Annotated in this window: 15 protein-coding genes; 9 read left to right on the forward strand and 6 right to left on the reverse strand. The window is 71.4% G+C overall.

Going from position 1 to position 12,602, the window contains the following annotated elements; all coding sequences use genetic code 11:
- The first annotated feature begins 140 nt into the window (after positions 1–140).
- A complete protein-coding gene (gene moaA, locus ACFWM7_RS27120) occupies positions 141–1,130 on the forward strand; it encodes a GTP 3',8-cyclase MoaA (RefSeq protein WP_383265123.1) in 990 nt (329 codons plus the stop codon).
- 30 nt (positions 1,131–1,160) lie between these two features.
- Here moaA and ACFWM7_RS27125 read toward each other — a convergent pair whose 3' ends face one another.
- Together ACFWM7_RS27125 and ACFWM7_RS27130 are read right to left on the reverse strand one after the other, a co-directional pair.
- On the reverse strand, positions 1,161–1,427 hold the full coding sequence (locus ACFWM7_RS27125) for a hypothetical protein (protein WP_383265126.1): 267 nt from the start codon (positions 1,425–1,427) through the stop codon (positions 1,161–1,163).
- A 242-nt stretch (positions 1,428–1,669) separates the two neighbouring features.
- Entirely contained in the window at positions 1,670–2,047 is a 378-nt protein-coding gene (locus tag ACFWM7_RS27130; protein ID WP_383265129.1) for a DUF3099 domain-containing protein, read from the reverse strand.
- A 202-nt stretch (positions 2,048–2,249) separates the two neighbouring features.
- Here ACFWM7_RS27130 and ACFWM7_RS27135 point away from each other — a divergent pair, with 202 nt between their 5' ends.
- Positions 2,250–2,528 carry a GlsB/YeaQ/YmgE family stress response membrane protein gene (locus tag ACFWM7_RS27135; RefSeq protein WP_200736005.1) on the forward strand — a complete coding sequence of 93 codons (279 nt, stop codon included), beginning with the start codon at positions 2,250–2,252 and terminating at the stop codon, positions 2,526–2,528.
- 80 nt (positions 2,529–2,608) lie between these two features.
- Here ACFWM7_RS27135 and tyrS read toward each other — a convergent pair whose 3' ends face one another.
- The 3 genes from tyrS to ACFWM7_RS27150 form a co-directional block, all read right to left on the reverse strand.
- Entirely contained in the window at positions 2,609–3,880 is a 1,272-nt protein-coding gene (gene tyrS, locus ACFWM7_RS27140; RefSeq protein WP_383265133.1) for a tyrosine--tRNA ligase, read from the reverse strand.
- A gap of 60 nt (positions 3,881–3,940) precedes the next feature.
- Positions 3,941–5,335 carry a metallopeptidase TldD-related protein gene (locus ACFWM7_RS27145; RefSeq protein WP_383265136.1) on the reverse strand — a complete coding sequence of 465 codons (1,395 nt, stop codon included), beginning with the start codon at positions 5,333–5,335 and terminating at the stop codon, positions 3,941–3,943.
- 82 nt (positions 5,336–5,417) lie between these two features.
- Positions 5,418–6,941, reverse strand: coding sequence for a TldD/PmbA family protein (locus tag ACFWM7_RS27150; RefSeq protein WP_383265139.1), 1,524 nt, complete (start codon positions 6,939–6,941; stop codon positions 5,418–5,420).
- 216 nt (positions 6,942–7,157) lie between these two features.
- On the opposite strand from ACFWM7_RS27150, the gene fabG reads away from it, so the two are divergent.
- The 3 genes from fabG to ACFWM7_RS27165 all read left to right on the forward strand — a co-directional run bounded on the left by fabG (position 7,158) and on the right by ACFWM7_RS27165 (position 9,189).
- A complete protein-coding gene (gene fabG / locus ACFWM7_RS27155) occupies positions 7,158–7,877 on the forward strand; it encodes a 3-oxoacyl-[acyl-carrier-protein] reductase (protein WP_383265142.1) in 720 nt (239 codons plus the stop codon).
- Positions 7,878–7,882: 5 nt separating this feature from the next.
- Complete coding sequence (fabI, locus tag ACFWM7_RS27160) at positions 7,883–8,650, forward strand: enoyl-ACP reductase FabI (RefSeq protein ID WP_383265144.1); 768 nt, start codon at positions 7,883–7,885, stop codon at positions 8,648–8,650.
- A gap of 167 nt (positions 8,651–8,817) precedes the next feature.
- A complete protein-coding gene (locus ACFWM7_RS27165) occupies positions 8,818–9,189 on the forward strand; it encodes a hypothetical protein (RefSeq protein WP_383265146.1) in 372 nt (123 codons plus the stop codon).
- Between the two features lie 19 nt (positions 9,190–9,208).
- On the opposite strand, the gene ACFWM7_RS27170 is transcribed toward ACFWM7_RS27165, so the two are convergent.
- Positions 9,209–9,883 carry a FadR/GntR family transcriptional regulator gene (locus ACFWM7_RS27170; RefSeq protein ID WP_383265149.1) on the reverse strand — a complete coding sequence of 225 codons (675 nt, stop codon included), beginning with the start codon at positions 9,881–9,883 and terminating at the stop codon, positions 9,209–9,211.
- Positions 9,884–10,021: 138 nt separating this feature from the next.
- On the opposite strand from ACFWM7_RS27170, the gene ACFWM7_RS27175 reads away from it, so the two are divergent.
- The 4 genes from ACFWM7_RS27175 (at position 10,022) to ACFWM7_RS27190 (ending at position 12,472) form a co-directional block, all read left to right on the forward strand.
- Entirely contained in the window at positions 10,022–11,338 is a 1,317-nt protein-coding gene (locus ACFWM7_RS27175; protein WP_383265152.1) for a CynX/NimT family MFS transporter, read from the forward strand.
- A gap of 17 nt (positions 11,339–11,355) precedes the next feature.
- A complete protein-coding gene (locus ACFWM7_RS27180) occupies positions 11,356–11,472 on the forward strand; it encodes an SGM_5486 family transporter-associated protein (RefSeq protein WP_007446146.1) in 117 nt (38 codons plus the stop codon).
- A 182-nt stretch (positions 11,473–11,654) separates the two neighbouring features.
- On the forward strand, positions 11,655–11,861 hold the full coding sequence (locus ACFWM7_RS27185; protein WP_383265155.1) for a hypothetical protein: 207 nt from the start codon (positions 11,655–11,657) through the stop codon (positions 11,859–11,861).
- A gap of 92 nt (positions 11,862–11,953) precedes the next feature.
- Positions 11,954–12,472, forward strand: a complete 519-nt coding sequence (locus ACFWM7_RS27190) for a SixA phosphatase family protein (RefSeq protein WP_383265158.1) — start codon at positions 11,954–11,956, stop codon at positions 12,470–12,472.
- Positions 12,473–12,602: the final 130 nt, after the last annotated feature.

Raw genomic sequence — 12,602 nt, forward strand, 5'->3', positions numbered from 1 at the left:
CCGCGTCGTAGAGTCCTACGACGCGGCCCGGCCGCACCTCGTGGCAAACGGGCCACGCCGTTGTCACACGTCTCACGTAGGCTCGGAAGTACCGGTAGCCGCAGAAGAGCGACCGCACCGCCCCGGGGGAGGGATCCACCGTGCTCATCGACACCTACGACCGGGTCGCCACCGACCTGCGCGTGTCACTCACCGACAAGTGCAACCTGCGCTGCACCTACTGCATGCCCGAAGAGGGCCTCCAGTGGCTCGGCAAGAGCGAGCTGCTCTCCGACGACGAGATCGTGCGCCTGATCCGTATCGCCGTCACCTCGCTCGGCATCACCGAGGTCCGTTTCACCGGCGGCGAGCCCCTGCTGCGCCCCGGCCTCGTCTCCATCGTCGAGCAGTGCGCCGCGCTCACCCCACGCCCCCGGATGTCGCTCACGACCAACGGCATCGGACTCAAGCGGACCGCCACCGCCCTCAAGGCCGCGGGGCTCGACCGGGTCAACGTCTCGCTGGACACCCTGCGCCCCGACGTCTTCAAGACCCTCACCCGCCGTGACCGCCACAAGGACGTGCTGGACGGCCTGGAGGCCGCCCGCGAGGCCGGGCTCACCCCGGTGAAGGTCAACTCCGTCCTGATGCCCGGACTCAACGACGACGAGGCCCCCGAGCTGCTCGCCTGGGCCGTCGCCCACGACTACGAGCTCCGCTTCATCGAGCAGATGCCGCTCGACGCCCAGCACGGCTGGAAGCGCGACGGCATGATCACCGCCGGCGACATCCTCGCCTCGCTGCGCACCCGCTTCACCCTCACCGCCGAGAGCGACGAGTCCCGCGGCTCCGCGCCCGCCGAGCGCTGGACCGTCGACGGCGGCCCGCACCGCGTCGGCGTGATCGCCTCCGTCACCCGCCCGTTCTGCCGCGCCTGCGACCGCACCCGGCTCACCGCAGACGGCCAGGTCCGCACCTGCCTCTTCGCCCGCGAGGAGACCGATCTGCGCGGGGCCCTGCGCGGGGACGCGCCGGACGAGGAGATCGCCCAGCTCTGGCGGACGGCCATGTGGGGCAAGAAGGCGGGCTCCGGACTGGACGACCCGACCTTCCTGCAGCCCGACCGCCCGATGTCGGCGATCGGCGGCTGACGCCGAGGCGTCCCGCGAGCCCTCGGGGGCTCAGGTGTCCCGCGACCCCTCGGGGCCGGGCCGGCCGGGCTCCCAGTCCTTCAGCGCCACGACATCCTTGAGGAAACCCCGTACACCGAGGAACGAGGACAGGTGCTCCCGGTGCTCGTCGCAGGCCAGCCAGGTCTTGCGCCGCTCGGGCGTGTGCAGTTTGGGGTTGTTCCAGGCGAGCACCCACACAGCGGCGGCCCGGCAGCCCTTGGCGGAACAGAGCGGGGCGCCGGTGGGGCTCTCGGCGGACGTCTCGGGAAAGATCACGTCATCCAGCCTAAGCCAGTGCTCCGCGGGCCAAGTCAGATGCTCCGCGAGCTTTCCTGACGCATCCCCGGCCGGAGAAAGGGCGACGCCGAGCAGCCACGGGGGGAGCTGCCCGGCGTCGGTCCGTCGCTCCGACGGGGGATGCGGAGCGCTCTCGAAGTATGTCACGGGGACCGGGGTACGGTGCACCGGAACGTCATGATTGATCTGAGCTTTTCCTGAGCTTCGCGGGACGTGCGGGCTCAGCTGTGCTCATGCGGCGGCGGCACCCGGCCGGACGACCCCTGGGCGTCCCCGGACTCCGCCTGACCGGCCACCGGGGCGGCCTCCAGGGTCGGCCGCATCGGCATCGGCACGAACGTCGTCGGCAGTGAAGTCGCGTTCTCCCGACCGGCGTTGGCGATGACCACCGCCACGTACGGCAGCAGCACGCCCAGCACGAGCGCCACGATCGCCACATGCCGCTCCACGTTCCACAGCACCGCGGCCAGCACCACCGACACCGTGCGGACCGACATCGAGATCACATAGCGTCGCTGTCGGCCGCGGACGTCGTCCGTCAGCCCCTGACGGGCGCCCGTGATCCGGATGACCTCCGAATCCGCGTTCTTCCGCAGCATGCTCCACCACCAGATGTCGTCGCCGGACGCTCACGGACCGGGCCGCATCCACGGTACGCCTGCTCCGCGCCGGAAAGGCGACCGGGGGCCCGCCCGACGGGTGAGACCGGTCGTCCCCCGGACGGCCCAACCGGGCATGCGCCGCCCGGACGCCGGGCCGAGACTGGGCGGACGCGCACTCCGCGCCGTACGAGGAGGCGAAATGAGCTGGTTGTGGGCAATCATCGTGGGACTGGTCCTCGGTGTCATCGCCAGAGCGATCCTGCCCGGTAAGCAGGACATCCCGCTCTGGCTGACCGCCGTGTTCGGCATCCTCGGCAGCATCCTCGGTAACGCCGTGGCCGGCTGGATCGGCGTCGAGGACACCAAGGGCATCGACTGGATCCGCCATCTGCTGCAGTTGGCGGGCGCCGTGGCGGTCGTCGCCGTCGGCGACATGGCCTGGCAGAAGATCCGGGGCGGCCGCAGCCAGAGAACCTGACCGGCTGCACATGAACCCGCGGCCGGACACGCGAGGAAAGCGTGTCCGGCCGCGGCGTCATGCGTAGTGCCCGGGGTGGGTCAGCCCGCCGGGCTGACCTCCACGGCCGCCAGGTTCTTCTTGCCCCGGCGCAGCACCAGCCAGCGCCCGTGCAGCAGCTCCCCGGCGTCCGGCGCGACCTCGCCGTCGACGACCTTCACGTTGTTCACGTAGGCGCCGCCCTCCTTGACCGTGCGCCGCGCACCCGACTTGCTCGGCGCGAGACCGACCTCCACCAGCAGGTCCACCAGCGGACCCAGCTCGGCGACGGTGGCGTGCGGCACCTCGGACAGGGCCGCGCTCAGCGTCGCCTCGTCCAGCTCGGCCAGATCGCCCTGCCCGAACAGCGCCTTCGACGCCGCGATCACGGCCGCGCACTGCGCACCGCCGTGCACCAGCGTCGTCAGCTCCTCGGCCAGCGCGCGCTGCGCGTTGCGGGCCTGCGGCCGCTCCTCGGTCAGCTCCTCCAGCTCCTCCAGCTCCTCACGGCTCTTGAAGCTGAGGATGCGCAGGTACCGCGAGACGTCCCGGTCGTCCACGTTCAGCCAGAACTGGTAGAACGCGTACGGCGTCGTCATCTCCGGGTCGAGCCAGACGGCACCGCTCTCGGACTTGCCGAACTTCGTCCCGTCCGCCTTCGTCATCAGCGGCGTCGCCAGCGCGTGCACGACCGCGCCCGGCTCCAGGCGGTGGATCAGGTCGATGCCCGCGGTGAGGTTGCCCCACTGGTCGCTGCCGCCCTGCTGGAGGGTGCAGCCGTGCCGGCGGTACAGCTCCAGGAAGTCCATGCCCTGGAGCAGCTGGTAGCTGAACTCGGTGTAGCTGATGCCCCCCTGCGACTCCAGTCGGCGGGCGACCGAGTCCTTGGTGAGCATCTTGTTGACCCGGAAGTGCTTGCCGATGTCCCGCAGGAACTCGATCGCGGACATGCCCGCGGTCCAGTCCAGGTTGTTGACCATCGTCGCCGCGTTCGGGCCCTCGAAGGTGAGGAAGGGCTCGATCTGCCCCCGCAGCCGCTGCACCCAGGCGGCGATGGTCTCCGGGTCGTTCAGCGTGCGCTCCGCGGTGGGCCGCGGGTCACCGATCTGACCCGTGGCCCCGCCGACCAGCGCGAGCGGCTTCAGCCCGGCCTGCTGGAGCCGCCGCATGGTGAGCACCTGGACGAGGTGCCCCACGTGGAGGCTGGCCGCGGTCGGGTCGAAGCCGCAATAGAAGGTGACGGGACCGTCCGCGAGAGCCTTGCGCAATGCGTCCTCGTCAGTGGACTGGGCGAACAGCCCGCGCCACTTCAGCTCGTCGACGATGTCCGTCACGGTTCCGGTGCTCCTTATGCCTGGTGGAGATGTACAGATGTACGGGTCAGTCTAGGCGGGTCACACCCCCGGGCTGACCGAGCTCATGTTGAAGTCCGGGATGCGCAGCGCGGGCATCGCCGCCCGAGTGAACCAGTCGCCCCACTCGCGCGGCAGCGTCTTCTCCGTACGCCCGGCCTCCGAGGCCCGCGACAGCAGGTCGACCGGCGACTCGTTGAACCGGAAGTTGTTCACCTCGCCGACCACCTCGCCGTCCTCGACCAGATAGACGCCGTCCCGGGTCAGCCCGGTCAGCAGCAGCGTCGCCGGATCCACCTCGCGGATGTACCAGAGGCAGGTCAGCAGCAGCGCCCGCCCGGTCGTCGCGGCGACCATCTCCTCCAGCGACTTCTCGCCGCCGCCCTCCAGGAGCAGGTTGTCGATGCCCGGGGCGACCGGCAGGCCGGTCAGGCCCGCCGAGTGCCGGGTCGTCGTCAGCCGCTCCAGCTTCCCGTCCCGGACCCAGTCCGTCGGGGCCAGCGGCAGCCCGTTGTCGAAGACGGAACCGCTGTCGCCGGAGGAGTGCGCGATCACGAACGGCGCCGACTCCAGGCCCGGGGCGTGCGGGTCGCTGCGCAGGGTGAGCGGCAGCGGGGCGAGCGTCTCGCCCAGGCGCGTACCGCCGCCCGGTGTGGAGAACACTGTCCGGCCCTCCACCGCGTCCCGCGCGGTCGACGACCAGAGCTGGTAGATCAGCAGGTCCGCCACCGCGGTCGGCGGCAGCAGCGTCTCGTACCGGCCGGCCGGCAGCTCGATGCGCCGCTCCGCCCAGCGCAGCCGCTGCGCCAGCTCCGCGTCCATCGCCGCCGGGTCGACGTCCTTGAAGTCCCGGGTCGCCCGGCCCGCCCACGCGGAGCGCGTACGGTCCGGGGACTTCGCGTTCAGCTCCAGCGTCCCGTTCGGCTGGTCGTGGCGCAGCCGCAGCCCCGTCGACGTACCCAGGTAGGTGGAGGTCAGCTCGTGGTTGGCGAAGCCGTACAGCTCGCGACCCCCGGAACGGGCGCGGGCGAAGGCGTCGCCGAGCGCCGGGGCGAAGTCCGCGAAGACCTCCGAGCCGGTCTCGGCGGGCGCGTCCGTGAAGTCGGGGGAGGAGGGCACCCCGCTGACCAGCGGCTGCGCGTCCTCGGCCGGACCCGCGCCTCGGGCGGCGGCCTCGGCGGCCCGCACCAGCGGCTCCAGGTCGTCGGCGGTCACGGCGGACCGGGAGACGACGCCGGAGGCCGTGCCCTTCGCCCCGTCGACGGTCGCGATGACGGTCAGGGTCCGCCCCCGGGTCACCCCGTTCGTGGTGAGCGCGTTGCCCGCCCAGCGCAGATTGGCGGAGGACTGCTCGTCGGCGATGACCACCAGGCCGTCCGTGGTGGACAGCTCAAGGGCCCGCTCGACGATCTCGTACGGCTTGCTGACGCGGCTCATCGTCCGGCCTCCTGCGTCGTGTTGAGACTGTGCTTACCCGGGGGCCGACCCCCGGACCCCCAGCCGGTTCCGTGGTCGCCGCTCATCGTCCGGCCTCCTGCGTCGTGTTGAGGATGTTGACGCCCCGGAAGAGGGCGGAGGGGCAGCCGTGGGAAACCGCTGCGACCTGGCCCGGCTGGGCCTTGCCGCAGTTGAACGCGCCGCCGAGGACGTACGTCTGGGGGCCGCCGACCTTCTCCATCGAGCCCCAGAAGTCCGTGGTGGTCGCCTGGTATGCCACATCCCTCAGCTGCCCGGCGAGCCTGCCGTTCTCGATGCGGAAGAACCGCTGCCCGGTGAACTGGAAGTTGTAGCGCTGCATGTCGATGGACCACGAGCGGTCGCCGACCACGTAGATCCCGCGCTCGACCCCGCCGATCAGGTCCTCCGTGGACAGCCCGCCCGGGTCCGGCTGCAACGACACGTTCGCCATGCGCTGGACGGGGACATGGCCCGGCGAGTCCGCGTACGCGCAGCCGTTGGAGCGGCCGAGACCCGTCAGCTTCGCGATCCGGCGGTCCAGCTGGTAGCCGACGAGCGTGCCGTCCTTCACCAGGTCCCAGGACTGCGCCTCGACGCCCTCGTCGTCGTACCCGATGGTCGCGAGCCCGTGCTCGGCCGTGCGGTCGCCGGTAACGTTCATCACGGGGGAGCCGTACGCCAGCTTGCCCAGCTGGTCGAAGGTGGCGAACGACGTACCCGCGTACGCCGCCTCGTACCCCAGCGCCCGGTCCAGCTCCGTGGCGTGGCCGATCGACTCGTGGATGGTCAGCCACAGGTTCGACGGATCGACGACCAGGTCGTACGCCCCCGCCTCCACGCTCGGCGCCCGCATCTTCTCCGCCAGCAGCCCGGGGATCTGCTCCAGCTCGGCGTCCCAGTCCCAGCCGGTCCCGGTCAGATACTCCCAGCCCCGGCCCACCGGCGGTGCGATCGTGCGCATCGAGTCGAACTCGCCGGTCGTGCCGTCCACCGCGACGGCGGTGAACTGCGGGTGGATCCGCACCCGTTGCTGCGTGGTGACGGTACCCGCCGTGTCCGCGTAGAACTTGTTCTCGTGCACGGTCATCAGGGACGCGTCCACATGCGCGACGCCCTCCGCGCCCAGCAGCCGCCCGCTCCACTCGGCGAGCAGCGCCGCCTTCTCCTCGTCCGGTACGGAGAAGGGGTCGACGTCGTACGCCGAGACCCAGGTCCGCTCACCGTGCGACGGCTCGTCCGCCAGCTCCACCAGCTCGTCCGAGCCGGCCGCCGCGATCACCTTCGCCGACAGCTTGGCCATGGCGACGGCCTGCGAGGCCACCTTGGCGGCCGCGTCCATCGTCAGGTCCACGCCCGAGGCGAACCCCCAGGCCCCGCCGTGCACCACGCGCACCGCGTACCCGAGGTCCGTACTGTCCGACGCCCCGGCCGGCCGGGCGTCCCGCAGCCGCCAGGTGGCGCTGCGCACCCGCTCCAGCCGGAAGTCGGCGTGCGTCGCGCCGAGCGCCCGCGCCCGGGCGAGCGCCGCGTCGGCCAGCGCGCGCGACGGCAGGGCCAGGAATGACTGATCTACCTCGTGGGGCACAGGGAGTTCCCTTCTCGATACACCACGGCAGTGAACCACGCCGGAGGGTGACCGCACCGGGGTATATCGGGGACGCGTGGGCCGACCACACAACGGCGCGGACTGTAGGAACCCGACAGCACCCCGGACGAGCCACTGTCAGGGCCCGATTCCCCGATCGGCGCACGGTACCGATAGGTTTTCGATGTACCAGACCGCCAAGGAAAGGGTGATCCGTTGAGCCGCTCGGTTCTCGTCACCGGAGGAAACCGGGGCATCGGCCTCGCCATCGCCCGCGCCTTCGCCGACAACGGCGACCAGGTCGCGATCACCTACCGTTCCGGCGAGCCGCCCCAGGCCCTCACCGAGGCCGGCGTCCTCGCGGTCCGCTGCGACATCACCGACGCCGAGCAGGTGGAGCAGGCCTACAAGGAGATCGAGGAGAAGCACGGTCCCGTGGAGGTGCTGGTCGCCAACGCCGGCATCACCAAGGACCAGTTGCTGATGCGGATGTCCGAGGAGGACTTCACCTCCGTCGTCGACACCAACCTCACCGGCACCTTCCGGGTCGTCAAGCGCGCCAACCGCGGCATGCTGCGCGCCAAGAAGGGCCGCGTCGTCCTGATCTCCTCCGTCGTCGGCCTCCTCGGCTCGGCCGGTCAGGCCAACTACGCCGCCTCCAAGGCCGGGCTGGTCGGCTTCGCCCGGTCGCTGGCCCGTGAACTCGGTTCGCGGAACATCACCTTCAACGTCGTCGCCCCCGGTTTTGTCGACACCGACATGACCCAGGCGCTCACCGAGGAGCAGCGCAAGGGCATCGTGGCCCAGGTGCCGCTCGGCCGTTACGCGCGGCCCGAGGAGATCGCCGCCGCGGTGCGCTTCCTCGCCTCCGACGACGCGTCGTACATCACTGGAGCCGTCATTCCCGTTGACGGCGGATTGGGCATGGGTCACTGATCACCATGAGCGGAATTCTCGACGGCAAGCGCATCCTGATCACCGGGGTGCTGATGGAGTCGTCCATCGCGTTCCACGCCGCGAAGGTGGCCCAGCAGCAGGGTGCCGAGGTCATCCTGACGGCCTTCCCCCGCCCCACCCTGACCGAGCGCATCGCCAAGAAGCTGCCGAAGCCGGCCAAGGTCATCGAGCTGGACGTGACCAACCAGGAGCATCTGGACCGGCTGGCCGGCCTGGTGCGCGAGGAGCTCGGCTCGCTCGACGGCGTCGTCCACTCCATCGGCTTCGCGCCGCAGGACGCGCTCGGCGGCAACTTCCTCAACACCCCGTTCGAGTCCGTCGCCACGGCGATGCACGTCTCGGCGTTCTCCCTGAAGTCGCTGGCCATGGCCTGCAAGCCGCTGATGAGCGAGGGCGGCTCGATCGTCGGCCTCACCTTCGACGCCCAGTACGCCTGGCCGCAGTACGACTGGATGGGCCCGGCCAAGGCCGCGCTGGAGGCCACCTCCCGCTACCTCGCCCGCGACCTGGGCAAGGACGGGCTGCGCTGCAACCTGATCTCCGCCGGCCCGATCCGCTCCATGGCCGCCAAGTCCATCCCGGGCTTCGAGGAGCTGGCCGACGTCTGGAACACCCGCGCCCCGCTGGCCTGGGACATGAACGACCCGGAGCCGGCCGGCCGCAGCATCGTCGCCCTGCTCTCCGACTTCTTCCCGCGCACCACGGGCGAGATCATCCACGTCGACAGCGGCGTGCACATGATGGGCGCCTGACCGCGCACCGCTCTCGCTGAACGGCCCCCGGCCGCGTCACCCCGTTCCGGAGGTGGCGCGAGCGGGGGCCGTCGCCGTGCGTGGCCGCTCCGGTCGAAAACTCGGCCGATCCACCGCAGAATGGGGAGGAACCGGACTTCTTGTCAGGCTGCGGGAGGGAGACTGCTGTGCGCCCCACGCGCCGACGGACCCGTCTCCTCCTGGCCGCCCCCGTGGCCGTCGCCGCCCTCGCCGTACCCCTGGGAGTCCACGCCGCCAGGGGAGCCGACTCCGGTACGGAAGTGGCGCCCCCGAAGCCCGAACCGGCCGGGTCGGAGTGCCGTACGTCCGTCGAGGGCTCCCGGGTCGTCGCGTACTGCCACAACCCCTACCCCTCCGTCGACCTGGTCCGGCTGCACACCGAGTGCGACCGGTGGTGGGACGTCGACGCGGACGGCGCGGTGGTCGCGGTGGAGCCCGGCCGGACCGTACGGCTGGAGGACCGCTGCTGGAAAGAGGTCGCCACCGCCTGGGTCAGCCACCGCCCCGCGCCCCTGTGAGCGGGCCCCGGGGAGAGCGTCAGACCCGGTCCGTCAGGCAGTTCAGCGCATGGCTCGCCGCCTCGGCCGCCGCCGTCTCCGCGTCCCCGGCGCGGATCGCCTCGACCAGCCGGCCGTGGTCCATGTGGTTCTCCGGCCGCAGCTCGGGGCCCACGTCGCCGCGCAGATAGTCGCGCAGCAGATCCCCGAGGTCGGCGTAGAGCTCGGTGAGGACGTCGTTGTGCGAGGCGGCGACCACCGCCAGGTGCAGCGTCGCGTCCGCCGCCACGAACGCCTCCGCGTCGCCGGAGGCCCAGGCCTCCTCCCGGCGCGCCATCAGCGTGTCCAGCTGCCGCAGATCCCGGTCGGTGCGCCGGACCGCCGCCAGCCGGGCCGCCGACGACTCCAGCGTCGAGCGCAGCTCCGCGACATGGCGGGGGTCCGCCGCCGCGAACCTGCGGTGCATCACGCCGGCCAGTTCGCTCGTGGCGATCACATACGTGCCGGAGCCCTGCCGGATGTCCAGCAGCCCGTTGTGCGCGAGCGCCCGCACGGCCTCGCGGACGGTGTTACGGGCCACGCCCAGCTGCTCGACCAGCTCGGGCTCGGTCGGGATCCGCGATCCCACCGGCCACTCGCCCGAGGTGATCTGATTCCGCAACTGGGCGATCACCTGGTCGGAGAGTGCCGAACGCCGAGGAGACGTCAGCGCCATGGTGCTCCTTGCTCGTGAGCTGTGACATCCGGGCCGGACTGTCTCCCGGATTCTCTCAGCGGATGCGGGGCCCTGGGGATCCGCACGGGATCCTCCGGGATTGGACAATCAATCATCCCATGATTCTATGATGGCTCCATGCAGGACGACGAGACACAGACCCCGACCCTGAACCGCGGCCCCGCCGCGCGCACGTCCCACGACACCCGGGCCCAGCAGCTCCCCGGCGCGGCCGGGGGGCCCGCGCCCGCGCCCTGGCTGCTGCGCCTCATCGCCGTGGGACTCGTCCTGGCCGCTCTGAACCTCCGCCCCGCCATCACCAGCCTCGGCGCCCTCCTCGAAGAGGTCCGCGAGGGTCTGCACATGAGCGGCAGCGTGGCCGGAGTCCTCACCTCCGTACCGCCGCTCTGCTTCGCCGTCTTCGGAGTGACGGCGCCGCGTCTCGCCCGCCGCTTCGGCGCGGGCGCCGTGGTCTGCGCGGGCATGGCCGCCATCGCGGTGGGCCTGGTCGTCCGCCCGTACATCGGCTCCACCGCCGGCTTCCTGGCCGCCAGCGCCCTGGCCCTGATGGGCATCGCCGTCAGCAACATCCTGATGCCGGTGATCGTCAAGCGCTGGTTCCCCGACCGCGTCGGCACCATGACCGGTCTCTACTCCATGGCCCTGGCCCTCGGCACCGCCCTGGCCGCCGCCGTCACCGTCCCCGTCACCGGGGCGCTCGGCGGGAACTGGCAGGCGGGTCTCGTCGTCTGGGCCGTGCTCGCCGCCGTCGCGGTGCTGCCCTGGATCGTCCTCGTACGCGACCGCACCCCGGCTCCCGACCAGCCGTCCCCGTCCCCGGGCCGGGCGGCCACGAACACCTCCGAGGCGCCCGCCCTGCGGATCACCCGCAGCCGCACCGCCTGGGGCCTCGCCTGCTTCTTCGGGCTCCAGGCCACCGCCGCGTACATCACCATGGGCTGGATGCCGCAGATCTTCCGCGACGCCGGGGTCTCCGCCGGCACGGCCGGACTCCTGCTCGCGGTCACCATGGCGATGGGCGTCCCGCTCGCCTTCGTCATCCCCCGGGTCGCCTCCCGGCTCAAGCAGCAGGGCCCCATCGTCGTCGTCCTCGGGCTGTGCGGCCTGATCGGCTACAGCGGCCTCTACCTCGCGCCCGCCGCCGGAGCCTGGGCCTGGGCCCTGCTCCTCGGGGTCGCCAACTGCGCCTTCCCCCTCGCCCTCACCATGATCGGCATGCGGGCGCGGTCCGGTGCCGGCGTGGTCCGGCTCTCCGCCTTCGCCCAGTCCACCGGCTACCTGCTCTCGATCCCCGGCCCGCTGCTCGTCGGCGTGCTCTACCAGCACAGCGGCGGCTGGGGGCTGCCGATCGCCCTGATGGCGGGCCTCATGATTCCCCAGATGGTCGCCGGGATCCTCGCCGGCCGGGACCGGACGATCGAGGACGAGTGCTGAGATGCGACACTGACCTCATGCCAGTGCTCGATCCGAATCCCCAGAACGGCCAGAAGAAGCTTCTCCTCGTGTTCGGGGCGATGCTCCTCATCACCGTCGTCATCGGCGTGATCGCCACCATCGCCTCCCCCTGACGCCCGAGGACCCGGTGTTGACGCCCGAGGACCCGGTGGTTCCCGCACGCGGGGGTGGGGCTAGCCCCACCCTCCCCTAGGGGGCCAGGGTCAGGGTGAAGTGGGTGGGTCACCGGATGGGGCCGGCCGCCTCCGGTCGTTAAGTTCTTCGGTATCGACCCGATGACCCCACGGAGGCGGACATGCCGGCACCGACGCACACCAGGTCCCACCGACCGGCCGCGGACGGTGTCGAGATCCGGCTGCCCTGGTGGGCCGTCGCCCTGCCCGCCGTGGCGTTCGCCGCGCTGCTGCTGATGATCCTCAGCCCCGGGCAGGCCCACGCCGCCACCGGCGACCCCGCGCTCGGACAGCTGATCGAGCGCACCCTCCAGCCGTTGTTCCGGTGAGCCGAAGCCGCCCCGGACCAGCGCGCCAACTCCCCGGACGAGCCCGTCAACACCCTGCGCCAGAGGCCGCGTTTCATGCGAAGCTGAGGTGTATGAGCGTCGAGACACCTCGCAGGATCGTCCTTCTCCGGCATGCCAAGGCGGAATGGTCACAGGCTTCCGATCATGAGCGCCCACTGGCCGAGCGCGGCCGAAAGGACGCGCCCGTGGCCGGCCGCAAGCTCGCCGATTCCGGCATCGATTTCGATCTGGCCCTCTGCTCCAGTGCCGCCAGGACGCGGGAGACCTGGAAGCTGGCGGTCCACGAATTCGCCCAGCGCCCCCGGACCGTCTACGAGGAGAGGCTGTACGAGGCCTCCCTCGGCGAACTGATCGCCCTGTTCAACGAGACCCCGGACGAGGTGCGCAACCTCCTGGTCATCGGCCACAACCCCGGGATGCACGGGGCCGCCGACGCCCTCTCCGGCTCGGCCGAAGGCGACACCCTGGCCCGGATGACCCGGGACGGTTTCCCCACCGCCGCTTACGCCGTGTTGGAGTTCCCGGGCTCCTGGAAGAGCGTGGAGCACGGAGCGGGCAAGCTCACCGAATACTGGACACCGAACGACTGAGCACACGCGGAGGACCACTGGGCGCGCACCGGACGATCGGGCGCGCCAGGACGACCGAGTAAGCACCGGACGACCGAGTCACCGGACGACCGAGTACGCGCACAGGGCCCCGGCACCTCCGCGGTGCCGG

It is taken from the genome of Streptomyces sp. NPDC058375 (assembly GCF_042723425.1).
Classification (GTDB): domain Bacteria; phylum Actinomycetota; class Actinomycetes; order Streptomycetales; family Streptomycetaceae; genus Streptomyces; species Streptomyces durocortorensis.